20 protein-coding genes are annotated in these 21,306 nt (G+C 68.4%); 10 read left to right on the top strand and 10 right to left on the bottom strand.

Features of this window, described 5'->3' with window-relative positions; translation table 11 throughout:
- Positions 1 to 46 precede the first annotated feature (46 nt).
- Positions 47 to 1,120: a phosphatase PAP2 family protein gene (locus IRT45_RS17285; RefSeq protein WP_228534492.1), complete on the bottom strand. Its 1,074-nt coding sequence runs from the start codon at positions 1,118 to 1,120 to the stop codon at positions 47 to 49.
- A 410-nt stretch (positions 1,121 to 1,530) separates the two neighbouring features.
- Between IRT45_RS17285 and IRT45_RS17280 the strand changes: the two genes are divergently transcribed.
- The gene (locus IRT45_RS17280) at positions 1,531 to 2,412 is read left to right on the top strand and encodes a hypothetical protein (protein WP_194806864.1); all 882 of its coding nucleotides are present in this window, start codon (positions 1,531 to 1,533) and stop codon (positions 2,410 to 2,412) included.
- 7 nt (positions 2,413 to 2,419) lie between these two features.
- On the opposite strand, the gene IRT45_RS17275 is transcribed toward IRT45_RS17280, so the two are convergent.
- Positions 2,420 to 3,280, bottom strand: a complete 861-nt coding sequence (locus IRT45_RS17275; protein WP_063064420.1) for a DUF1266 domain-containing protein — start codon at positions 3,278 to 3,280, stop codon at positions 2,420 to 2,422.
- Between the two features lie 117 nt (positions 3,281 to 3,397).
- Here IRT45_RS17275 and IRT45_RS17270 point away from each other — a divergent pair, with 117 nt between their 5' ends.
- Positions 3,398 to 4,222: an alpha/beta fold hydrolase gene (locus tag IRT45_RS17270; RefSeq protein ID WP_194806863.1), complete on the top strand. Its 825-nt coding sequence runs from the start codon at positions 3,398 to 3,400 to the stop codon at positions 4,220 to 4,222.
- 30 nt (positions 4,223 to 4,252) lie between these two features.
- Here the strand turns inward: IRT45_RS17270 and IRT45_RS17265 are convergent, their stop codons facing one another.
- Positions 4,253 to 5,116 (bottom strand): hypothetical protein, encoded by an 864-nt coding sequence (locus IRT45_RS17265; RefSeq protein ID WP_194806862.1) that lies wholly within the window; start codon positions 5,114 to 5,116, stop codon positions 4,253 to 4,255.
- A gap of 136 nt (positions 5,117 to 5,252) precedes the next feature.
- Positions 5,253 to 6,557, bottom strand: coding sequence for a glycosyltransferase 87 family protein (locus IRT45_RS17260; RefSeq protein WP_228534491.1), 1,305 nt, complete (start codon positions 6,555 to 6,557; stop codon positions 5,253 to 5,255).
- Between the two features lie 84 nt (positions 6,558 to 6,641).
- On the opposite strand from IRT45_RS17260, the gene IRT45_RS17255 reads away from it, so the two are divergent.
- From IRT45_RS17255 to IRT45_RS17245, 3 genes are all read left to right on the top strand, one after another.
- Positions 6,642 to 8,006, top strand: coding sequence for a cytosine permease (locus IRT45_RS17255; RefSeq protein ID WP_228534490.1), 1,365 nt, complete (start codon positions 6,642 to 6,644; stop codon positions 8,004 to 8,006).
- A gap of 13 nt (positions 8,007 to 8,019) precedes the next feature.
- Positions 8,020 to 9,207 carry a phosphotransferase gene (locus IRT45_RS17250; protein WP_194806860.1) on the top strand — a complete coding sequence of 396 codons (1,188 nt, stop codon included), beginning with the start codon at positions 8,020 to 8,022 and terminating at the stop codon, positions 9,205 to 9,207.
- An 88-nt stretch (positions 9,208 to 9,295) separates the two neighbouring features.
- On the top strand, positions 9,296 to 10,807 hold the full coding sequence (locus IRT45_RS17245) for an amino acid permease (RefSeq protein WP_194806895.1): 1,512 nt from the start codon (positions 9,296 to 9,298) through the stop codon (positions 10,805 to 10,807).
- Here IRT45_RS17245 and IRT45_RS17240 read toward each other — a convergent pair.
- Genes IRT45_RS17240 through IRT45_RS17230 form a run of 3 tightly spaced genes read right to left on the bottom strand, consistent with a single transcriptional unit; the run spans position 10,720 to position 13,827 of the window.
- Positions 10,720 to 11,328: a hypothetical protein gene (locus IRT45_RS17240; protein WP_194806859.1), complete on the bottom strand. Its 609-nt coding sequence runs from the start codon at positions 11,326 to 11,328 to the stop codon at positions 10,720 to 10,722. The genes IRT45_RS17245 and IRT45_RS17240 overlap by 88 nt on opposite strands.
- 11 nt (positions 11,329 to 11,339) lie before the next feature.
- Positions 11,340 to 12,575, bottom strand: coding sequence for a CdaR family transcriptional regulator (locus IRT45_RS17235; RefSeq protein ID WP_194806858.1), 1,236 nt, complete (start codon positions 12,573 to 12,575; stop codon positions 11,340 to 11,342).
- 22 nt (positions 12,576 to 12,597) lie between these two features.
- Positions 12,598 to 13,827, bottom strand: a complete 1,230-nt coding sequence (locus IRT45_RS17230; RefSeq protein ID WP_194806857.1) for a CdaR family transcriptional regulator — start codon at positions 13,825 to 13,827, stop codon at positions 12,598 to 12,600.
- Between the two features lie 187 nt (positions 13,828 to 14,014).
- Between IRT45_RS17230 and IRT45_RS17225 the strand changes: the two genes are divergently transcribed.
- The 3 genes from IRT45_RS17225 to IRT45_RS17215 all read left to right on the top strand — a co-directional run bounded on the left by IRT45_RS17225 (position 14,015) and on the right by IRT45_RS17215 (position 16,961).
- Positions 14,015 to 15,142: a triacylglycerol lipase gene (locus IRT45_RS17225; protein WP_194806856.1), complete on the top strand. Its 1,128-nt coding sequence runs from the start codon at positions 14,015 to 14,017 to the stop codon at positions 15,140 to 15,142.
- Positions 15,139 to 16,473 (top strand): lipase family protein, encoded by a 1,335-nt coding sequence (locus IRT45_RS17220; RefSeq protein WP_194806855.1) that lies wholly within the window; start codon positions 15,139 to 15,141, stop codon positions 16,471 to 16,473. The genes IRT45_RS17225 and IRT45_RS17220 overlap by 4 nt, the downstream gene beginning before the upstream one ends.
- A gap of 200 nt (positions 16,474 to 16,673) precedes the next feature.
- Entirely contained in the window at positions 16,674 to 16,961 is a 288-nt protein-coding gene (locus IRT45_RS17215) for a hypothetical protein (protein ID WP_194806894.1), read from the top strand.
- A gap of 127 nt (positions 16,962 to 17,088) precedes the next feature.
- On the opposite strand, the gene IRT45_RS17210 is transcribed toward IRT45_RS17215, so the two are convergent.
- The 3 genes from IRT45_RS17210 to IRT45_RS17200 all read right to left on the bottom strand — a co-directional run bounded on the left by IRT45_RS17210 (position 17,089) and on the right by IRT45_RS17200 (position 19,060).
- Positions 17,089 to 17,730 carry a DUF305 domain-containing protein gene (locus tag IRT45_RS17210; RefSeq protein WP_194806854.1) on the bottom strand — a complete coding sequence of 214 codons (642 nt, stop codon included), beginning with the start codon at positions 17,728 to 17,730 and terminating at the stop codon, positions 17,089 to 17,091.
- A gap of 82 nt (positions 17,731 to 17,812) precedes the next feature.
- A complete protein-coding gene (locus tag IRT45_RS17205) occupies positions 17,813 to 18,415 on the bottom strand; it encodes a hypothetical protein (protein ID WP_194806853.1) in 603 nt (200 codons plus the stop codon).
- A 54-nt stretch (positions 18,416 to 18,469) separates the two neighbouring features.
- Entirely contained in the window at positions 18,470 to 19,060 is a 591-nt protein-coding gene (locus IRT45_RS17200) for a hypothetical protein (RefSeq protein ID WP_194806852.1), read from the bottom strand.
- Between the two features lie 72 nt (positions 19,061 to 19,132).
- On the opposite strand from IRT45_RS17200, the gene IRT45_RS17195 reads away from it, so the two are divergent.
- Positions 19,133 to 20,284 carry a class I SAM-dependent methyltransferase gene (locus IRT45_RS17195; RefSeq protein ID WP_194806851.1) on the top strand — a complete coding sequence of 384 codons (1,152 nt, stop codon included), beginning with the start codon at positions 19,133 to 19,135 and terminating at the stop codon, positions 20,282 to 20,284.
- A gap of 129 nt (positions 20,285 to 20,413) precedes the next feature.
- Positions 20,414 to 21,265, top strand: a complete 852-nt coding sequence (locus IRT45_RS17190) for a Bax inhibitor-1/YccA family protein (RefSeq protein ID WP_039780633.1) — start codon at positions 20,414 to 20,416, stop codon at positions 21,263 to 21,265.
- Positions 21,266 to 21,306: the final 41 nt, after the last annotated feature.

The following is a 21,306-nucleotide window of genomic DNA, read 5'->3' as shown; positions in this document are numbered from 1 at the left end:
CACACCCGGCTCGTCGCGGCCGCGCGGGTGCGGGCGGACCGGTTCGTCAGGTGCGGTCGGCCTTGCGGGGCGCGGCCGCGTTCAGTGGACCGGCCGGCACCGCCACGGCCGGTCCGGTTCCGTCCGCCTCGGATGTCGCGGGCACCGCCGCCTCCGGCCCCTCACCGCGACCGACCGCGGGGAGCGGACCGAGCAGTGCCCGGCCGGCCCGCCAGTTCTCCCACACGCGGGTGATCAGGATCGTGAACGCGGTGTACACGCCGCCGAGCAGCACATCGAAGACCCAGTGCTCGCCGCCGTAGACGAGGGTGAAGCCCATCGCGCACGGGTAGATCACCAGGATCGCGCGCAGCCACCACTGCCGCGTCAGCGGCCACAGCGTCGCGGCCACCAGCACCGAGAACGCCGTATGGAGCGAGGGCACGGCCGCGACGTAGTTGCCGTGATCCTCGAGCCATTGCGCGCTCACATTGGGATCGACCACGCCGAGCCCGAAACCGGATATGCGGCGGACGTGTTCCGGGATGGCCCCTTCGCGCCCGGCGAACCAGGGCGGCGCCGCGGGCACCAGCACATAGGTGACCAGCGCCAGATACGACAGCAGCAGAATCCGGCGCATGTACCGGACCCACAGCGGCCGGGAGTAGACGTAGAAGATCGCCGCGACGGCCCAGGGCAGGATGAAGTGGGTCGTGTAGACCACACCGATGATCGGCGTCCACCAGGGCTGACCGTCGCCGGCCAGATGGTCCTGCAACCAGATCGTCGGCAGGGTGCCGCCGAACATCCAGCGGTCGATGTCGACGAGTTCGTGCATGCGCAGCGGCATGCCGAGTTTGTCGGCGAGGTCGCGGGTGTAGTCGTAGACCATGAGCGCCGCGATCAGCGGCAGCCAGTCGGTCAGTACCCGGATGTGCTGGCGCCAGGGCCGGTCGATGGTGAAGGCGAGGACCCCGCCGATCATCCACGCCGCCTCCTGGACGCGGCCACCGGGAAGTGCTCCGGTGATCAAGGCCACGGCCAGGGCCGCCAGGTAGGCGAAGCGCACGGCATAGCGGATCACCCGCCGTGGGACGGTCGGCTCCGCGATTTCGGTGGTCTCCGGATGTACACCGAGCATTCGGCCAGTGTGCCATTCCAGTTCACGGGCCGGACACGCTCATCCGGTTCGCGTGTCGCGCCGGGGCCGCGATCCCGGGCGCCACACCGCAACGCCGGCCTTGCTGGCAATGTGCTGTCAATCGGCACGGAGGTTGCCGTGAATGCCGCCCGCACCCTGGTGAAGGCCCTTGGGTCGCAGTACGTTTCGAGCGTATGCACCATATCGAAAGGTCGGGACCGTGATCATCGCACTTCTCATCGCCGCACTCAGCACGGGCAGCGCCGCCGTCGCGACCGCCACCGGACTCGCGAGCATGTTCGCCGGTAACCTCTGATCGGCATTCCCCGGATACCCGGAACGAGGGGGGTCTCTCGGTAGAATCCGTCCCCGATGAGGTCTCACCGGGTCGGAGTGGGGAGGATGCGGCAGTGCTGGAGGTGTGGGGGCGTCGGACCGCGGTCAGATATGCCGACGGGCGGATCACCACCACACCGCTGGGGGTCGACGACGATGTCGCCATGGATGTGCGGGTCTGCGATCTGCGCGACGCTTGCCTCGCCGAAGCCGACAGCGGTGACCTGCTGATCCTGCTGTATTTCCGGGCGCCGGACTATGTGATCAAAGGCGTTGCGACCCGGCGCAATCCGGCGACGATCTTCCTCGAACCCGAGGTGTTCACACAGGCGGCCACACTCGTCCGCGCGATCGGCGACGATCTGCTCGAGATGCGGCGGATCGTGCGGCAGCGGCCGAATCTGGCTCCGCCTCGGCCGGTTCCGGGACAGTACGGCCCGATCCGCCCCGATGTGTCGCGTGCGGCCGAACGGATGCGCACACCGGGACTGTGCGCGCGGGAGCTGGCGGCCCTGCACGCCTACGCCCGCCCGGACGAATACGTCCTCGAATGCGCGCCGTGCGGCCATCGCGGTGCGCCGGGCCTGGTCGTGATCACCACCCTGCGGCTGCTGTTCGTCTCGGCCGGGGCTACCTACGAGTTCCCGGTGGCCGCGCTGGATCGCACGGATGTCGCGGCGCCGCCCGGATCGGTGGCGACGCTGCGCATTTCGGATGGCAATACGGATCTGGAATTCGTCTCCACCGAGGCCGAGGATCTGCTGCGCGTCGACGGCGCCGTGCGGCTGGCCTGCGAGATCGAACATGTCGACGGCTCGATCGTGATGGCGCGCCCGTCCTCGCTGGATCTGTTCGGCGAATGGCAGTTGCTGGTGGAGCGGCGCAAACTCGGCATGGTCGACACCGAGCAGTTCAAATGGGAGGGCGTCGGCATTCTGCGCGCGATGCCGCAGTAACCGCCCGTCAGTGGAACGGGGAGAGGCCGAACACCGGCGCGCCCGGATGCAGCGCCACCCGCCGCCACGGACTCGACGGGCGCATCAGCAGTCCGCGAATCATCCAGCGGCGCTCGTCGACCTGCTCCTTGGCCGCGGCGAGGTCCTGGGTGGCCGCCCAGAAGATGGCGCCGGTGAGGAAGCCGGCCGCGAACTGCCGCCAATTGCGGTAGTGCTGCTGGGCTTTGGCGAGCGCGCGGCCCAGCAGGGTCCACGCCTCGTCCTCGTCCAGATATCCGGCGGTGTGCGCGGCCCGGGCGATGAACACGATGCGGGAGAGGTCCCAGGCGGTGGCGTCGGTGTTCAGCGGTTGCGGCAGCCGGTCGACGATGCCGAATTTGATGGCCTGCAACCAGGCGTCGTAGTCGCGGTCGATGCCGTTGACACCGCGATAGCCGCGCACCTCGGACACGGTGTGCAGGAATTCGCGGTGGCTGTCGGCGAGGCCGGTGCGGTCGACGCGGGTGGTGTCCTGCGCGGCCGCGGTGGCCAGCGGATGCACCATCGCGAACAGCGGGGCATGCATCCCGCTCAGCAGCCGGCCGATGGTGTCGCGCGCATCCTCGGCGTTGTCGACACCCCACGACTCGTGCAGGCCCTCGATGGTGGATTCGCGCCGGGTCTCCGAACTTCCGGGATGTTCGGGCTGGAAGGCGACGGTGTCGTTGTAGGAGCTCCAGCTGCGGCCGTAGTACGCGCCGATGGCCAGCGCCCGGATGCGATCCTCGCCGATGGCGACACCCGACCACTTGTCCGAGCCGGGATCGAAATCCGAACTCGGAAATCCGCTGATGCGCGGCAGTCCGTGCGGTCCGGCGATGATCGTCACCACTGCACCCCCTCGCCCGTGAATACTGTCCGTGCGAGCCTACCGACCGGCCCCGGCGGTGCTCGCGAACCCATCGCGTACTTTCGAACCGAACCCCGGCCCGCGAAGGAGTAGGACATGCAGACCGTGACGTCGCAGGACGGCACCACCATCGCCTTCGACCGGATCGGTTCCGGCAGTGCGGGAACCGTCGTGCTGATCAGCGGCGCGTTCGGTTATCGGCAGGTCCCCAACACCGTCGAGCTGGCGCAGGCGCTGGCCGAGAACTACGGCCTGCGCGTGCTCAACTACGACCGGCGCGGACGCGGCGACAGCGCGGACTCCCCGGGTGTCTACGACAGCGCCAACGAGATCGCCGACATTCGCGCGCTGGTCGAGGCCGAGGGCGGATCGGCCGCGCTGTTCGGCTGGGGTTCGGGCGCGATACTGGCGCTGCTGGCCGCACGTTCGGGCGCGATCACCGGGGTCACCGACGTCGTCGCCTTCGAACCGCCGTTCGTGGTCGATCCGAAGGATCACGTGCCGCCCAAGGACGCGGAGGAGAAGCTGCGCCAGCGCATCGCGGCGGGTAAGCGCGGCGGTGCGGTCCGGTACTACATGACCAAGGTGATGGGCGTGCCGGGCCTGGTCGTCGCGGTGATGCGGATGTCGTCGGTGTGGAAGAAGCTGGTCGCCACCGCCGATTCGACGGCCCACGATTTCGCTGTGCTGAAACCGTTTTCGCGCGCTGAGACCATCCAGCCGGAGGATTGGGCCATGCTCACCCAGCCGACGTTGCTGCTGATCGGCGATCGTTCCGCGCCGGCGCTGACCAAGGGAGCCAAGAGGATGGCCGAGGTACTCCCGAATGCCGAATTGCGGGAGCTGCCCGGCGTGAGCAACGATCCGGTCGCCGCCGAACTCGCTCCGGCGATCGGTGAATTCCTCACGCGCGCACGGTGATCGACGCGGGCCGGTGATCGCGATGGCCGGCTAGGAAATGCTGGCGGGGGCCCGTACGACCCGCCCGCCCAGCCGTTCGGTCACCTCGAAACCCTGTTCGCGGAACCAGCGCGCCAGAATCGGGACCGCCGAATCGTCGTCGCGGAAGGTGGGCACCAGCTGCGCGACGATATGCATACCGTGCGCGTCGGCGGTCCGGCACAGATGGCGCAGCGTCGCGGTGCCCAGGCCCATCCGGCGCAGCGGTGGGATCACGTCGATGTGATCGAGTTTGATCGTGCTCGCATAGATGTCGAACTGGACCGCTGCCGGTCCCTGCTTCTCGGCCAGCGCCGCCGGATCCGCGGGCACCGGCCGCACCTCCCCGGGCAGGTGGACGGTGAGCCGGCGCCGGGCCTCGTCGTCGGGCGCCATGCGGACGGCTTGCACCACACGCTCGGTGAGGTCGCTGACGGCCGAACGGTCCCCGTCGGCGGCGAGCGGCCGGATGTCGGTGGTCCGGCGGGCCGTCTCGCGCAGTGCGCGCACCCAGTGCGAATCGGTCTTGCCGTAGAGCTCGGCCAGCTGACCGATGGTGTGCTCGAGTCCGAAACAGCCGCCGAAGGTTCCGGTGTCGCCGCCCGACAACACGCCCCACGCATGATCGTCGGCCCCGACGCAATGGCGGGCCAGTTCGGCGCGGATCTCGTCGCGGCGGCGTTCGGCCTGATCGACCGCCGCGCCCGGCAGGATGCGCAGCCAGCGTTTCCATCCGTCGAGATTGGCGCGGATCCGGGTACCGGCGAGTTCGGCGCAGGCCCGCTGGTAGTTGCTCCACGCTTGCTCTCGCCGCTGGATCAGCTGCCGATCCGGGCGGGTGGCGTCACCTTCCGCGGTCGGCGTGTTGTCGTCCATATTTATCTACGGTACGACGGAAATACGGCGTGACCGGGGTGTTGTGGAATCACCGATGGTGTGTCGCCGTCACCGGGTCGCAGCTGGCGGACGGTGCCCCGCAGATTTACCGATCGATTGCGCCTGGCGTGTCGGCTCAGGACTCGGTGGGCACCTTGGTCCGCAGCGAACGCAGCGACGCGGGCAACAGCGGTTCCTGCGTCGTGGGCCGCGGTCCCGTGGCGACGTACAGGGCGACCAGCAGCACGCTCAGCCACACATAGGTGTCGCCGACCAGATGCTGCCACGGCGTCCAGGCCAGTTCACGGTTGTCGTCGCCGGGTTCCCAATTCTGCGGGCCGATGGTGAACACGACCGCGGTCGCGAGGATGATCGCGTACCAGATCATCGCCGGCCGGCGCGGCAGCCGAGTCGCCACACCGACGGCGGCCAGCAGGCCCGGCGCGATCCAGACCCAGTGGTGCGACCATGAAATCGGCGAAACCAGCAGTGTGAACACGGCGTTGAAGGCCAGGGCCAGCGCCGGATCGGCGACCGCGCGCCGCATCGCCGCCACCACCAGCACCAGCAGCGCCAGACTCAACAGCGCCCACAGGGCGGTGAAGGCCGGTTCGGGGACCTGGAAGCGCGACAGCACGCCCTGGATCGATTGATTGGTCCGGAAGGCCGAACCGCTGAGCCCGGAGACGTTGCCCATCCCGCCGAACCAGTACTTCACCGATTCGTGCGGCATCACGGCGAAGGCGATACCGCTCGCGACGGCACCGGTGATCGCCGCGGTGATCGCCGAACGATAGTCACGCCGCACCAGGAAATAGAGGACGAACGCGGCCGGTGTCAGTTTGATCGCCGCGGCGATGCCGACCAGCATGCCGCGCGGCCAGCGGGTGCGTTTGGGCAGGCAGTCCGCCGCGACCAGCACCATCAGCAGCAGATTGACCTGTCCGAAATCCAGTGTCGAATGCACCGGTTCCAGCAGCATGCCCAGCGGAATCGCACAGGCGCTCGCCCACAGCACCACCTCGGTGCCGCCACTGCCCCAGACCCGGCGTGCCACCAGATAGAGCGTGATCGCCAGCGCCAGCGTGGAAACCACGAAAAAACTGATCGCCGCGGCATTCCACGGCAGCAGCGCGAACGGGCCCAGTGCCACCGCGGCGAAGGGCGGATAGATGAACGGCAGGCTGATCCCGAGCGTGGTCTTGGGCAGGCTGCCGTACATATCGGCGCCGTCCCACATCGCCTGCACGCCCAGGCGATACACCTGGAGGTCGATGAATTCGCGTTTGATCGGCAGCAGCGGCCAGCTGGGCCGCAACAGCCAGAACACGCTCAGGGCGACCAGCAGTACCGGAACCAGCCAGACGAGCCGACCGATGCGGTGGGCTCCCGGCATGCGAGGCTCCGGCAGCGGCCGGGCGGATGTGGAGACGCTAACCATCCGGGACGAGGTTACCGACTCCGCGCGCCGGAACGAAGCTGGGGGCGAATTTCCACCGGGGACACCGATAGCATGAATGCCGCTATGACGACTCTGCCCGAGCAGCCGGGAGACCGCTCGGCCGAGGCCCCGCTGCTGCTGACCACCGCGCCGCCACGCACCCTGTCCTTCGGGGACCAGGCCGCGTTCTGGGCCAATCTCGGGGTGAGCCTGATCGGGTTCACCGGTGCCTTCTACGTACTGCAGCCGACCGGCCATCCGCAGTTGCCGGTCGCGGCGGCCGTGCTCGCCACCGCGGTGGGCACCGTGCTGGGCACCGCGATGGTGGCGGCCGCCGGCGCGGTCGGCGCGCGCACGGGCGCGCCGGCGATGGCGAACTTCCGCGGATTGTTCGGCACCCGGCTGTCGTATGTGCCGACTGTCGCCAACATCGTGCAGTGCATCGGATGGGGTGTGTTCGAGCTGACCGTGATCGCGGGCGGGGTCGCGGCCCTCACGCACGGGAAGTTGCCGCACGGCGCGGTGATCATCGGCGCCGGTGTGCTGTGTACCGCGATGGCGATCTGGCCGTTGAACGTGCTGCACATTCTGCGCAAGTACGTGACGGTCGCGGTGGCGGTGGCCATGGGCTGGTTCACGATTCAGTTCCTGCGCCAACCGCTGCCACCGGTGACGGGCACCTCGTGGAGCGGATTCTTCCCCGGCGTGGACACCGCGCTGGCGGTGGCGGTGTCGTTCGTGCCGCTGGCCGCCGACTACACCCGGCACGCCCGCGGCGCCCGCGCCGCCACCGGGGCCACGATGGTCGGCTATTCGATCGCGCAGACCTGGTGTTATCTGCTCGGCATCGTCGCGCTGCTGCAGGCCGGCGGCGATCCGGACCGGATCTTCGACACCTTCCTCGGCGTCGCGGCCGGATGGCTGTTCTTCGCGGTGCTCGTGCTGCGGGAATCGGATCAGTCGTTCGCCAATGTGTATTCCACCGCGATGTCGCTGCAGAATCTGTTGCCGCGCGTGGATCGGCGCCTCCTGGCCGCGGCGGTGGGTGCGCTCGCGACCGTGCTGGCGATGGGCGTGCACGACTTCACCGGATTCTCGAATTTCCTGCTGCTGATCGGATCGGTGTTCGTACCGCTCTGTGCGGTGCTGGTGGTCGACTACTTCTTCGGTCGTGGCCGCCGCGGATGGGATCTGTCCGAAACCGCTCCGGCCCGACCGCTGCTGCTGCTGCCGTGGTTGCTGGGCTTCGTGGTGTACCAGGTTCTCAATCCGGGGTCGGTGAATTGGTGGGCGCGGATCTGGCTGCGGGTACAGGACATCGTCGGTGTGCACCCGGGCTGGTGGTCCTCCGCGTCGCTGTACTCGTTCCTGGCCGCGGCCGCGTGTACCGGTGTGCTGGCCCGTCTGGAGCGTGTGCCCGACCGGGCCGAGCGGGAGCGTACGTCCTGATCAGGGCGGCCGTGTGACCTCCCGGCCCGTGGCGCCCGCCGGGGGTTCGGACGATCCCGCGAGGGCGGGAGACGAGTCCGCGTCGGAGCAGGTCTTCGCGATGGGCGAAAGTGGGCTGACCGCACCGGCTTTCTCGCCGCTGACTCCCGGCGAACTGAAACCCCTGTTCGCGGGGGCGGCACCCGTGATCGAATGGCGCAGCCGGCGTCCGCTGTCGTCCACGGCTCGGGTGCGGCTGAGCGACGGAACGCGGGTCGTGGTGAAGCGGATGCCGTCTGCCCTGCGTGATCCGGCGACGCTCGCCCCCGAGCACGCCTTCATGAATCACCTTCGTGTACAAGGCATCCCGATCCCGCGGGTGCGCACGGCAGAGCACGGTGAGTTCACCTACGAAATCCAGGAACTCGGGGCGGGCGAGGACCGGTACCGCGACGACTTCTCGTGGAGTCCCTATCACTCGGTGGCCGATGCGGCCGCGGCCGGGGCGATGCTCGCGCGCCTGCATCTCGCCGCGGTGGGATTCGACGCACCGGAGCGCCCGCCGCATCCGCTGGTGGCCGGGTTGTGCACCGATCCGGACGCCGCCGTCGACCGTTACGTCGCCGCCCGTCCGGTGGTCGGCCGCTTCCTGGCCGGGCAACACCCGGACGCGACGCGGGCGCAGGCCGGACTGCCGCCGCGCTCGACAGATGCCGCATTTCCCGCCGGATCCAAGCCGGCCGCCGCGGTAGCGACCCTGCCCGCGCTGTGGACCCACAACGATTGGCACGGCACGAATCTGCTCTGGTCGGACGGTGGGATCACCAGCGTCCTGGATTTCGGTCTCGCGAACCGGACTGTGGCCGTCTTCGATATCGCCACCGCGATCGAACGCTTCGCGATCGACTGGCTCTCGGTCGCGGCGGGCGGCCCGGCCCGCGTGCAGGCAGCACAGCTCGCCGCGTTCCTGCGAGGTTACGGTGAGATCCGGCCGCTGCACCGGGTCGAGCGCGAGGTCCTGCCGGACCTCTTTCCACTCGTGCACATCGTCTACGAATTGTCCGAAATCGATTACTTTCTTACGATTCCGCCTCGTCGGCAGGTGCGCAATGCCCGGATCGCTTACCGTAACTATTTTCTCGGTCGCTCGGTTTGGGCCGCATCGGCCGAGGGCAAGGCCTTCACGACCATGTTGCGACGACTGACTGCCGAGTGCTGTTAGGTTGCTGTCTGCGGGTCACGGGGGAACGGTGACAACGGAGGAGACGGGTGTGGCTGAGCCGACGCCAACGCAGGACACGGCCGGATCGGTGCCGAACCCCCGGTGGGGTGGACTGCTACGAACCAAATCGGTCGAACAATCGATCCGGGATACCGATGAACCCGATTCCAAACTCCGCAAGGATCTGACCGCCTGGGATCTCACCGTCTTCGGCGTCGCCGTCGTCGTCGGCGCGGGCATCTTCACGCTGACCGCCCGCACGGCCGGCAATGTGGCGGGGCCGTCGGTCTCGCTGGCCTTCGTCTTCGCCGCCATCGCCTGCGGTCTCACCGCGCTGTGTTACGCCGAATTCGCCTCCACCGTCCCGGTCGCTGGCAGTGCCTACACCTTCTCGTACGCGACCTTCGGTGAGCTGGCGGCATGGATCATCGGCTGGGACCTGATCCTCGAATTCGCCCTCGCCGCATCGGTTGTCGCGAAGGGCTGGTCCCAGTATCTGGGCGAGGTGATGGGTTCGCGCTCACCGATCCTGCATATCGGCTCCGTCGAATTCGATTGGGGCGCAGCCCTGTTGATCGTCGTCCTGATGGTGCTGCTCGTGGTGGGCACCAAGGTGTCGTCGCGGGTGTCCGCGATCGCGGTCGCGATCAAACTGTCGGTGATCGCCGTGGTGATCGTGGTGGGGCTGGCCTATTTCAAGCCGTCGAATCTGAAGCCCTACATTCCGCCGTCTCAGCCCAGCAGCACCGGGGAGGGCCTGCACCAGACGCTGTTCCAATGGCTGACCGGCGCCGGTGACAGCAACTTCGGGTGGTACGGACTGCTGGCCGCGGCCAGCCTGGTGTTCTTCGCGTTCATCGGATTCGATGTCGTGGCCACCACCGCGGAGGAGACGAAGAATCCACAGCGCAATGTGCCGCGCGGAATCCTCGGCTCGCTGTTGATCTGCACCATCCTGTATGTGGCCGTGACGCTGGTGCTGACCGGCATGGTGCCCTACACCGACCTCGCCGGCAACGACGCCACCCTCGCCACCGCGTTCAAACTGCACGGGGTCACCTGGGCCAAGAACATCATCTCCGTCGGCGCGCTGGCCGGTCTGACCACCGTGGTGATGGTGCTGTATCTGGGCCAAACCCGCGTGTTGTTCGCGATGTCGCGCGATGGCTTGCTCCCGCGTCGTCTGGCCCGGACCGGGCGCTTCGGCACTCCGGCCGCGCTCACCATCGGCGTCGGCACGGTCTGTGCCGTACTGGCCGGATTCGTGCAGTTCGGCACGCTCGAGGAAATGGTCAACATCGGCACGCTGTTCGCCTTCGTGCTGGTGTCGATCGGCGTGCTGATCCTGCGGCGCACCCGCCCCGATCTGCCGCGCGGATTCCGCGTTCCGCTGGTGCCGTTGCTCCCGATTCTCGGCGTGCTCGCATGCCTGTGGCTGATGCTGAATCTGTCGGTGGAGACCTGGCTGCGATTCGTGATCTGGATGGTGATCGGGTTGGTCGTCTACTTCACCTACGGTGTGCGGCATTCGGTGCTGCGGTCGACACCGGTCTCCGACACTTCCGCGCCGGCGTCCGAGGGCCACGCGTCGGAAGGCTGAGTGTCCGCATATGCAGCCGAGGCCAGGGCGCGGGCTCGATCGAGCTGATCGATCACCACCTCCCAGGCCGGGTGCCCGGCGTCCGGCGCGTGCAGCAGATCGCGATGGATGCGCAGCAGCGTGCGGGTGGCCTCGGCGGTGTGTGCGGCCGCCTGCAATGCCGGGGCTGAGGGCACGGTGGTGAAGTGCAGGCCGGCGATCCGATGGGCGAGCCAGTACGCCTCGAAATGTGCCTGGGCGCACTGCTGTTCGCGGTGTTCCAGGTCGTCGGTGGCGTCGGTGACGGTGCCCGGCCCGGCGGCGCGGGCCCGTTCCTCGAGTGCGGTGAGATCGGGGGCGCCGGTCAGGGAGAGCCGCAGATCATCGCCCATCATGCGGTACAGCAAACCGGCGAGCAGGGCATGTTCTACCCCGGCCGAATCTGTTCCGGACATTTCCGAAATACGGGCCTGCTCGGCGGCTTCGTCGGTATCGGCGTGCAGTACCGCCAGCGCGGCCCGCAGTTGCGCAGTGGTAGCCATCGGGACACAGGCTACCTACTAGCAAACGCTTTGCCCATACCGTCCGGTGAATGATGTGCGACCTCGGCCACCGGCGGTCCCTCGGCGTCGCGATAGGTGCGCGCCACCAGCGCGGCCCGCAGATACCAGAGGCCGCTCGGTTGCGAGGGGTCCAGCCCGGTGAGCTGTCCGATGCGTTTGAGCCGATAGTCGACGGTGTTGGTATGCACCTGCAGCTGCCGGGCGGTGCGGCGGCGGGAGAGTCCGGTGGCCATATGCCGCCGTAACGTCTCGAGCAGATCCGGATGGTCGTCGAGCGGATCCAGTAGCGTGCCCAGGCGCTCCAGACCCGGTCCGGGACGGGTCAATTGGTATTCCATCGCCAGATCCGCGAACCGGTACAGCCCGGGCGGGCTGGCCAGCCGCAGCACCGTGTCGAGCAGTTCGTGCACGCGGTCGGCGGCCGCGGAGATCTCCTCGGTGGGCGTCGCGAGCGCGGTGGCGGTGAGTCCGACCTGGGCCGCCTCGGACAGTTCGGCGATCAGCTCGTCGAGTTCGTTCTCGCCGAACATCGCCTCCGGGACGAGGATCGTGCCGCCGTCCACGCTGAGCAACGACAGCACCCGTCCACCACTGCGATTGGCCAGGGCGGTCTGCAACCGGCGCAGTTTGCGGCGCGCCACCACTTTCCCGTCCACGTTCGGATGGGATTCGTCGGGGTGCGGCGGAATGCTCATCGCCACCACGACATATGCCGGTTCGATCTCGATCCCGCTCGCGCGGGCCATGGTCGAGGTGGGGTGCCCGGCCAGCAGTGCCGAGACCAGCGTGTGCACCGCGGTGTGGTGTTCGGTGACCGCGGCCTGATGTTCGCGCACATAGGCGAGCGCGACCGCGGGGGTGATGGTGTCGAGAATCCGCAACAGCAGCTGCGCCGGATTCTCGGGCCGCTGCTTCGGATCGGTCTGGGTGAGCAGCAGATCGAAGGCCAGCCGGAATCCCTCGTGCACCGCGTGGTGCACGGTGTCGATCGGGATACCCTCGCGTGCCCAGTTGGCGGCCGCGCGCTGCAGGCGCCCGACCTTCTCGTCCGGTTCGCGGCCCTCGAGGATGTCGACGGTCAGTTCCAGGCAGACCCTGGTCACCGCGGTGATGTCACCGTGCAGGGCGTCACCGGGCAGCGTGGAGCACGGTGCCACATGTTCGGCGAAATGCCCGACCAGTTGGCGGGAGAGCACCCGGACGTCATGGCGGGGGCGGGCGTTCATCGTCGTACTACCTTCTCACTGCTCAGGATCTGACCGGCCGGCCGGGCGCCGGACACAATCGATGGGCGACCAGCGCCGCGGACAGCAATCGCGATCCGTTCGGATCGCTCGGGTCGGCGCCGGTCAGTTCGCCGATGCGGCGCAGCCGATAACTGAACGTGTTGGGATGCACGTGAATTTCGGCGGCGGCCGCCTTTCGATCGGAGCCGTGGCGCAGATGGGCGTCGAGCGTCTCCAGCAGATGCGGTGCCTGGCGCAGCGGTTCGATCCGCTCGGCCAGCCGGTCGCGGGCCACGCCGGGCCGCGTGAGCTGATACTCCAGCAGCAGGTCGTCGAGCCGGTACACCCCCGTCGGCCGCCCGGACATGTGTGCCAGCTGCGCCACTTCCGCGGCCTGGTGCGCGGCCTCGGGCACGGATTCGCGCCTGGTGCCCGGGGTTTCGGCGACGATCACATCGGCGCCGAACTGTTCGGCGAGTTCGGTGGCCAACTCCGCACCGGCGCCCTCGGGCCATCCGAGGGCGCCGGGGAGCAGCACGACCGCGGTCTCGCCGTCGAAGGTGTGCAGCGCGGTCGGCCCCACCACCCGGTCCAGAACGCGCTGCAGGATGCGAATGCGGCGGCGGACAACCAGATTCGCGGCCGCAGCGGGTTGTGGATCGGTGCGCACCTGGACGGCGAGCACCGAATACCGTTCGGCCAGGGCGGTATCGGCGCGTGCGGCCTGCTCCTCGGCGGCCTGCCCGCCCACCAGCGCCGCGCACAGGGCGCGCCTGGCCTCCCGTTCCGGATGGTAGATCGAGTGCTCGACCGACGCATACCCCTCGACCGTGATCAGATTGATGTGCATGAGCAATTCGAGTGTGCGCGAACCGAACTCGATCAGCTGTTCGACATCTGCGGGGCCGCTCACCGCCACCGCCTCCTGCAGGACCTGCTGGGCTGAGTGGTGGACCGCTTCCATCAGCAGCGGCAGCGGCAGCCGATCCTCCGCATGCCGCTCGATCACCGGCTGCACGAAGGCCGCGACCTCGGCACGGGTGAATTCCCGCTGCTGCGCCATGGCGTTCAGGAAGGCGTGCGCACATCCGTAGATGGCCGGAAGCACCTCGACGAAATGGTCCGCGGGCAGATCGGCGGCCGATGCGGAGGTACCCAGACCGGAGGCCAGGACGCGTTCGGCGAACTGCGGCAGGCGGTCGAGGATGCGCGCGGCGAGACTCGAGGGTGCGGAATTGACGGCAACCGGCATGCGCCGATTGTCGCGGGCCACATGGGCGGCGGCAAGAGGTCGCGGCGCCGCGACAAGAATTCGTTTCCGGCGACAAATCCCGCCACCGGATCTGTGTATCCGAGTGCAGTGACTTTCCCGCCCCTGCCGATGACGCTGAATGCGGCCGCCGAAAACGTTTGTCGGCGTGCCGGTAGGGAAGGTTGCAATGAAGCTTCGTCATCGAATCCCGGCGCTCGCCGCCCTGATCTGCGCGGCCGTCATCGGCTCCGGAACAGCGACCGCATCGCCGCCCGACACCCCGGAAACACAGCTGGCCGAACTGATCGCGGCGGGTCTGCATCCCGTGGACGGTGCTGTGCCGCAGCCGATTCTGGACACCGGCAGCAGTTCCGGTTCCGGTGGCCGGGCCGGCAGCCACGCCAGCGACGCAGTCGGTGAAGGGCCCGAAATGACCTCCTACCTGGCCGCATTCGGTTACGGCCTCACCCGTCCGGATGCCGCCCCGCCGGGCGCGAACCGCTGGGATTGTGTGCCGAGCGCGGACCATCCGAAACCGATCGTGCTGGTGCACGGCACATGGCTCAACGCCTACGACAGTTTCGCCTATATGGCCCCGAAACTCGTTCGGGCGGGCTTTTGTGTTTTCGCTTTCAATTACGGACGGTCCGGTCTTCTCGACGGTGGTGGTCTCGGCGCGGTACTTCCCGGACGTTATGCGGTCGGGCCGATCGAGGATTCGGCGCGGCAACTGGCGGCCTTCGTCGATCGGGTGCGCGCTACCACACATTCCGATCGCGTCGACATCGTCGCGCATTCCCAGGGGGCACCGGTAGCCGATCAATATCTGAAATTCGACGGCGGCGCCGAAAAGGTCGGACAGCTGGTCAGTTTCGGCGGCACCCACCACGGAACGACATTGCTGGGCATGGCCACGCTGGGCCGGATCATCACGAATCTGGGTATCGATATCCTCGGTTTCTACCGTCCGCTGATCGGCCCGGCGAATATTCAGCAGGCCGTCGGCTCCCCATTTCTGAACCAGCTCAACGGCGCCGGCGACACGGTGGCCGGGGTGGCGTACACCGTGGTGGCCTCCCGCTACGACGAGGTGATGAATCCGGTGGAGTTGGCGTATCTGCGGGCCGGCCCGGATGCCACGGTCGACGACATCACCCTGCAGGACGGCTGCGAGCAGGATCTCTCCGATCACCTGACGATGATGTACTCCCCGCGGGCGCTCTCGATCGCGCTGCACGCGCTCGACCCGCAGCGGTATCCGACGCTGAGCTGCAGCTTCAACCCGTGGCTCGTCGGTGGCGGGGGCGGACTGTGAGCGGCCGGCGGCCGCTGCCGCCGCGCCCGGACGCCGATCCCTTCCATCGGGCACCGGAAGGCTTCGAAGCGCAGCCGGCGGGTGCCATCCTGCGCAGCCGGGTCGTGGAGCTGGCCGCCTTCGGTGTTGTGCCGCTGCGGATTTCGGCCTGGCAGTTGCTCTATCGCACCAGTGATCTGAACGGTACGGCCGAGGCGGCGGTCACGACGGTGCTGCTGCCCCGGGACTGCGCGCCCGGGCGGCCGCTGGTCTCCTTTCACTGCGCGATCGATGCCGTTGCACCGCAATGCTTTCCGTCCTACGCGCTGCGCCGCGGCGCCCGGGCGATCGGTGCGATCCCGCAACTCGAACTGCCGTTGATCGCGGCGGCGCTGGATCGGGGCTGGGTGGTCTCGGTACCCGACCACGGTGGCAGTGAAGGCAGATTCGGAGTGGCGCGGGAGCCGGGACACCGCGCCTTGGACGGCATCCGGGCGGCACTGAATTTCGTTCCGCTGGGGTTGAATTCGCGCACTCCGATCGCCCTGTGGGGCTACTCCGGTGGCGGCCTGGCCACCGCCTGGGCCGCCGAACTCGCGGAAACCCATGCGCCCGAACTGAATATCGTCGGCGCCGTGGCCGGCTCGCCGGTGGGCGACCCCGGTGCGGCGTTCGAGCGCCTGAACGGCACGGTGTTCGCCGGATTCGCGATGGTCTTCACCGCGGGGCTGCGCCGCGGCTATCCGGACCTGGATACCGCACTGCGGGCGACCCTGCAGCCCCGCTATCTGGCGATGCTGGCCGAAGCCGAAGTGTCGGCGACCTTTCCGTTGCTGGCCCGGCTCGCCCGCCGTGATGTCGGGCGCTACGTCGCGGGCGGTCTGCCCGGCCTGCTGGACACCGCCGAATTGCGCGCGGTACTCGCCGACATCCTGCCCGGTCGCCGGGCGCCGCGCATGCCGATGCTGATCGTGCAGGGCGTCCACGACGAGGTGATCGCCGTCGACGACGTGGATGCTCTCGTGCGGCGCTACGAAGCGGCGGGTGCGGATATCGGCTATCTGCGCGATCGGCTCAGCGCGCACCTGCCGCTGGAATTCCTGGCCGTCCCCGTGATGGTCGACTGGCTCGCCGACCGATTCGCCGGACGGCCGACGACTCCCGGGACACGCACGGTGTGGTCGGTGGCGGTGACCCGGCGCGCGCTCGCGGCGCACCTCCGGCTGGCCGCGTTGAGCGTGCGGCTGCTGACCGGACGCCGAATCCGGGGTGCGCCGCCGAGAGATGTCGACGCCGGTGTGGCGCGCTCCCGGCACGACTCGATCGCCGAGAGCGGCCGGTCGCGCGCATGATCGTCGGCGGACCGGTCAGTTGACCTGGAACCGCAGGTAGTGGCCGCTTTCGTGAATGCGGTGTGTCCGGCTGCGGGCGAGGCGCCGGTGCGGTTCAATTGGTTCTGTTTGACGAGTTGTCACTGCATGCTCTGCGCTCCAACCGGCATCACCTCAGTACCGGCATCACCTCAGCATCCGAGAGGACAACGAACGTGAGCATGGTTCTCGCCGTACACGATATGTACACCACCGTGCTGGCTCAGGTCGGCAACCCCACGCCGGAAACTCCGCCGGCCGCGGACAAACTGATGAAGCTGGTCCGCTACTTCACCTGGTTCGTCCTGCTTTCCGGCGTCACCGCCATCACCTACGGCGGCGGCCGCTTCGCCTGGGAGAAGTGGAGCGGCGGCGCGCTGGAGTCGCCGAAGATGGTGGCCGGCGCGATGATCGGCGGTGGTGTCGCGACCAGTGCGGGCACCATCATGAACGCCGTCATCGGGAGCTGACCGACCCACGCGCGCGGGTGTGCCGGATATCCGGCACACCCGCATGCGTGTGGTTTCCGGGCTCGTCCGCGAGCCGCGGTCGACACCGTGCGAGCCGACAGCCCGGCAACGGTGCGACCGCGGGCGTTCAGTTTTGCCCGAGCATGCCGCGCATCTGCTGAATCTCGGCCTGCTGCGCGGTGAGGATGTTGTGCGCCAGCGCCTTCGCGTCGGCGTTCGTGCCGTCGGCGATCTCGGTATTCGCCATATCGACCGCGCCCTGGTGGTGCGCGATCATCATCTGCAGCCACATCCGGTCGAAGTCGGCGCCGGACGCGTCCCGCAGCTGCGTCATCTGCTCCGGCGTCATCACACCGTCCATCGGATGGTTCATGGTCGCCTGCGGCGCGGGCTTGCCGAAACTGTGCAGCAGCGCGGCGAACTGCTCCATCTCCGGGGCCTGCGCCTTCTCCACGTTCGCGGCGAGGGTGATCAATTCCTGATTCTGCGACCGGCCGGGTACCAGCTTCGCCATCTCCACCGCCTGCGCGTGATGGGGATACATCATCGTCAGGAAGCTGACGTCGGCGTCGTTGTAGTCGGTGCGGGTCGCGGTGGACGGTGCGCCGGTGTGATTCATCCCGGGCATATCGGCCATCGGCGAATGCGACGACGAGGCCGGTGCGGAGGTGTTCGAACTGCCGGAGTCGTCGTTGCCGCAACCGGCGACGAGCAGGGCGGCGGCGGCGAGGGCGGCGCTCGAGAGCATGCGGATACGAGAAGTGAACATGACTGTGCTCCTGGGGTAATGCGATGGGTGATGACCTGTCGGGCCGGTATCCGCGCGTTCGCACGCCGATCCGGCGGGCCGGTCAGATCCGCAGAATCGCCAAGTCGGCCAGGGAGAGCACGGTCCACGGAGGTGGCCGGGTGCGCCGGCGCAGTCCGACGCGCGCGAGGTGCCCGGCGCCCAGAATCCGATCCGCGCCGAGGCAGGCGATCACCGCGAGTCCGAGGGCCAGTGCCAGGGTCACCAGCACGAAGACGCAGGCGTGCATACCGGCGTGGCTGGTGCAGCCGTCGCAGTCCGGGCCGTCGGCGACCGTGGGGGTCCGCAGGGGCGCGGCCCGCGATAGATCTGTGGCAGCGGCTCGCTCGTCTCGGACTGCCGCCGCTGCGATCGATCCGGCGGGCACTGTGGCCGGAGGGGAGTGGCTGTGCCTGCTCGGCGACATGTCCAGAGCGGCAAGCGCATTCGCCGCTCGGTCCCCATCGTCGGATGGCGGTGTCGAGCGGCTGGCCGGCCCCGGCGTTGCGGCGGCGGGCGAAGACACAGCCGGTTCGGCGGTAACGCCCATGGCGTGCCCGGTGGAGAAGACCACCGCGTGCATGACGGCGACGCCGATCAGCAGGGTCAGCACACCGAGCACCCGGACGAATCCGGGCGCGCGACGGAGACGACCCACTGCGAGCACGGCTGCCAGTCTACGCACCGTTCGCTTACCCCCGGGCGGTATGGGTGGCGACGATCACCCGGTGGCTATGTCGATCACCAGCCGTACGGGCCGGTCCAGCGTGGTCACCGAGAACGGTGGCCGATCCGCGTTCACGCCGATGAACGATTGCGTCGTGCCCTCGTAATCCTGGGTGCCGTAGACCCCGGCGATATTCGGCGCGCTCGGATCGGTGGCCGGGTCCGGGCCACTGTAGGGCGTCACCCCGCTGTCCCACGGGTAGGCGGTGCCCAGGATCTGGACCTCGAGAATGGAGGCGCCGGCGATCTGCAGTTCCCGGCCGCTGCCGTTCTGCACCGCGCGATCGGTGTAGCGCACAGTCCATCCGGGCGCCCCGCCGGTGCCGCCGAACTCGTACACCACCCGGTCGAAACCGTCGTGGTGCCCGATGCGCACATCGGTCACGGTGAGCCGGGTGTCGGTGGCCGGGGTGGCCTGCTGCGGTGAGGTTCCCGAGGGCGGCGCCTGGTTCGGCTCGGGCGTCGCCGTCACGGCCCCGGTCGCGGGCGGCACCGGCGTGCGGCCGGTCTGATTCGATCCGCCGTCCGAGCAACCCGCCAGCAGTACGAGTCCGGCGACCACCGTCAATGCCAGCCTGTTACGCATGGGGCCGATGGTATGCCGTCGGACGCCAGGGGCCGTGGTGACGACACGGCAACGGTCTAGCACACTGTAGGAATGCTGGAGGTCGACGACATACTGAGCCGATTGCGGCGCTATCCGGATGTGGAAGCAGTGAACCTCTACGCCGTCGATGCCGCCGATCGCCTGATCCTCGATACCGCCGCGGACCTGCTCGCGGCGGCCGGCCCGGGCCGGGTAGCGGTGATCGACGACTGTTACGGCGCACTGACTCTCGGCGCGGCCGCCGCCCACGGCCTGCGCGATATCCGGGTCCACCAGGATCTGCTGACCGGGGAGCAGGCGCTGGCCAACAATGCCCGCGCCATCGATCTGGCCGATCGCTATTCCGCGCACGATCTGGGTCCGGACCTGCTCGACGGGGTCACCGTCGTGTTGTTGCGATTACCCCGCATGCTGTCCGGTCTGGCCGAAATCGCCGAGACCGTCGCCCGTTTCGCCGACCCGCAGGTGACCGTGATCGCCGGCGGCCGCGACAAGTACCTGACCCCGGCGATGAACGACGTACTGGCGGACTACTTTTCGGGTGTCCAGGCGAGCCGGGGCCGGCAGAAGTCGCGGACGATCACGGCGACCGGGCCGAAAATGCCGGGGACGCCGCAATTTCCGCTGCGCGAGCAACTGGACGACATCGCTGTGCAGGTGGTGGCGCACGGAGCGGCCTTCTCCGGGCCGCGGCTCGACATCGGCACCCGCTTCCTGCTCGAACACCTCGATCGGATGAAGCCCGACGCGCGCGAGGCGATCGACCTCGGCTGCGGCACCGGCATACTCGCCACCGCCCTCGCCAAGGCGCGCCCGCACATCACCGTGGTCGGGACCGACCAGTCCGCCGCGGCGGTCGCCTCGGCCCGGGCCACCGCCGCCGCGAACGGGGTCGGTGAACGGGTCACCGTGGTCCGCGACGACGCGATGGCGGCGGTGGGCGACCACAGCGCCGATCTGGTGCTGTGCAACCCCCCTTTCCACGTCGGCGCCGCCGTGCACACCGGCTCGGCGATCAAGATGTTCGCCGAAACCGGGCGGGTCCTGCGCCCCGGAGGAGAGCTGTGGACCGTCTACAACAGCCACCTCAACTATCGCGGCGTCATGGACCGCTTGGTCGGCAAGACCGACGTGGTCGGCCGTAATCGCAAATTCACCGTGACTCGGTCCGTGTGTGGCCTGCACACCGCCCGGCGAGAGTAGATTACGGGCAGTACAGTCTGATATGTCCGATTTGATGTCCGGTTCGGGAACTTGCTCCCGGAGCGGATCGTTGGATACTCAGAACGGACACGACGGACGTGGACCGCTACTTCGGAAAGGCACGGGACCTTGCGCACCACAAGTAACCCGATCTTCAAAAATTTGCCGCAACAACAGGGCGGTGGATACGCGGGATTCGGTTCGGCGGCAGCGGGCGCCGGGCAGTTCGCGCAGTACGGACAGCAGAGCCCGTACGGTGTCCAGCAGCCGTATCAGCAGGCGCCGGCCACCCGGCCGATGACGATCGACGATGTCGTCACCAAGACCGGCATCACCCTCGGCGTGGTCACCCTCGCCGCGATCATCGCCTACGGCGCGACCGCGGCCAACCACGCGCTGGCTCCGCTGTTCGTGATCGTCGGTGGTCTGGTCGGCTTCGTGCTGGTCATGGTCGCCACCTTCGGCCGCAAGCAGGACAACAAGGCCATCGTGCTGAGCTACGCGGCCGCCGAAGGCTTCTTCCTCGGCGCGCTGTCGTTCATGTTCACCAATGTGGAATTCGGTGGCGTCGGCGGTGGCGGGCTGATCGCGCAGGCCGTGCTGGGCACCTTCGGTGTGTTCTTCGGCATGCTCGTGGTCTACAAGACCGGAGCCATCCGGGTCACCCCGCGCTTCACCCGCATGCTCGTCGGCGCCATGATCGGCGTGATCGTGCTGATGCTGGGCAACCTGATCGCCGCCTTCTTCACCCCCGGCGGCTTCGGCCTGCGCGACGGCGGCACCGTGGCGATCATCTTCAGCCTGGTCTGCATCGCGATCGCGGCCTTCAGCTTCCTGCTGGACTTCGACGCCGCCGACCAGCTGATCCGCGCCGGTGCGCCGGAGAAGGCGGCATGGGGTGTCGCCCTGGGCCTGACCGTCACCCTGGTCTGGCTGTACCTGGAAATCCTGCGCCTGCTGAGTTATCTGCAGAACGACTGATCCCGCGCCCGACAGCGGGCCCGAACACCGCGAAGAGGTGG

It is taken from the genome of Nocardia sp. BSTN01 (assembly GCF_015354405.1).
Taxonomy (GTDB): Bacteria; Actinomycetota; Actinomycetes; order Mycobacteriales; family Mycobacteriaceae; genus Nocardia.
Note: the sequence above shows the minus strand (reverse complement) of the source record. Positions and strands in the feature narration are given on the sequence as shown.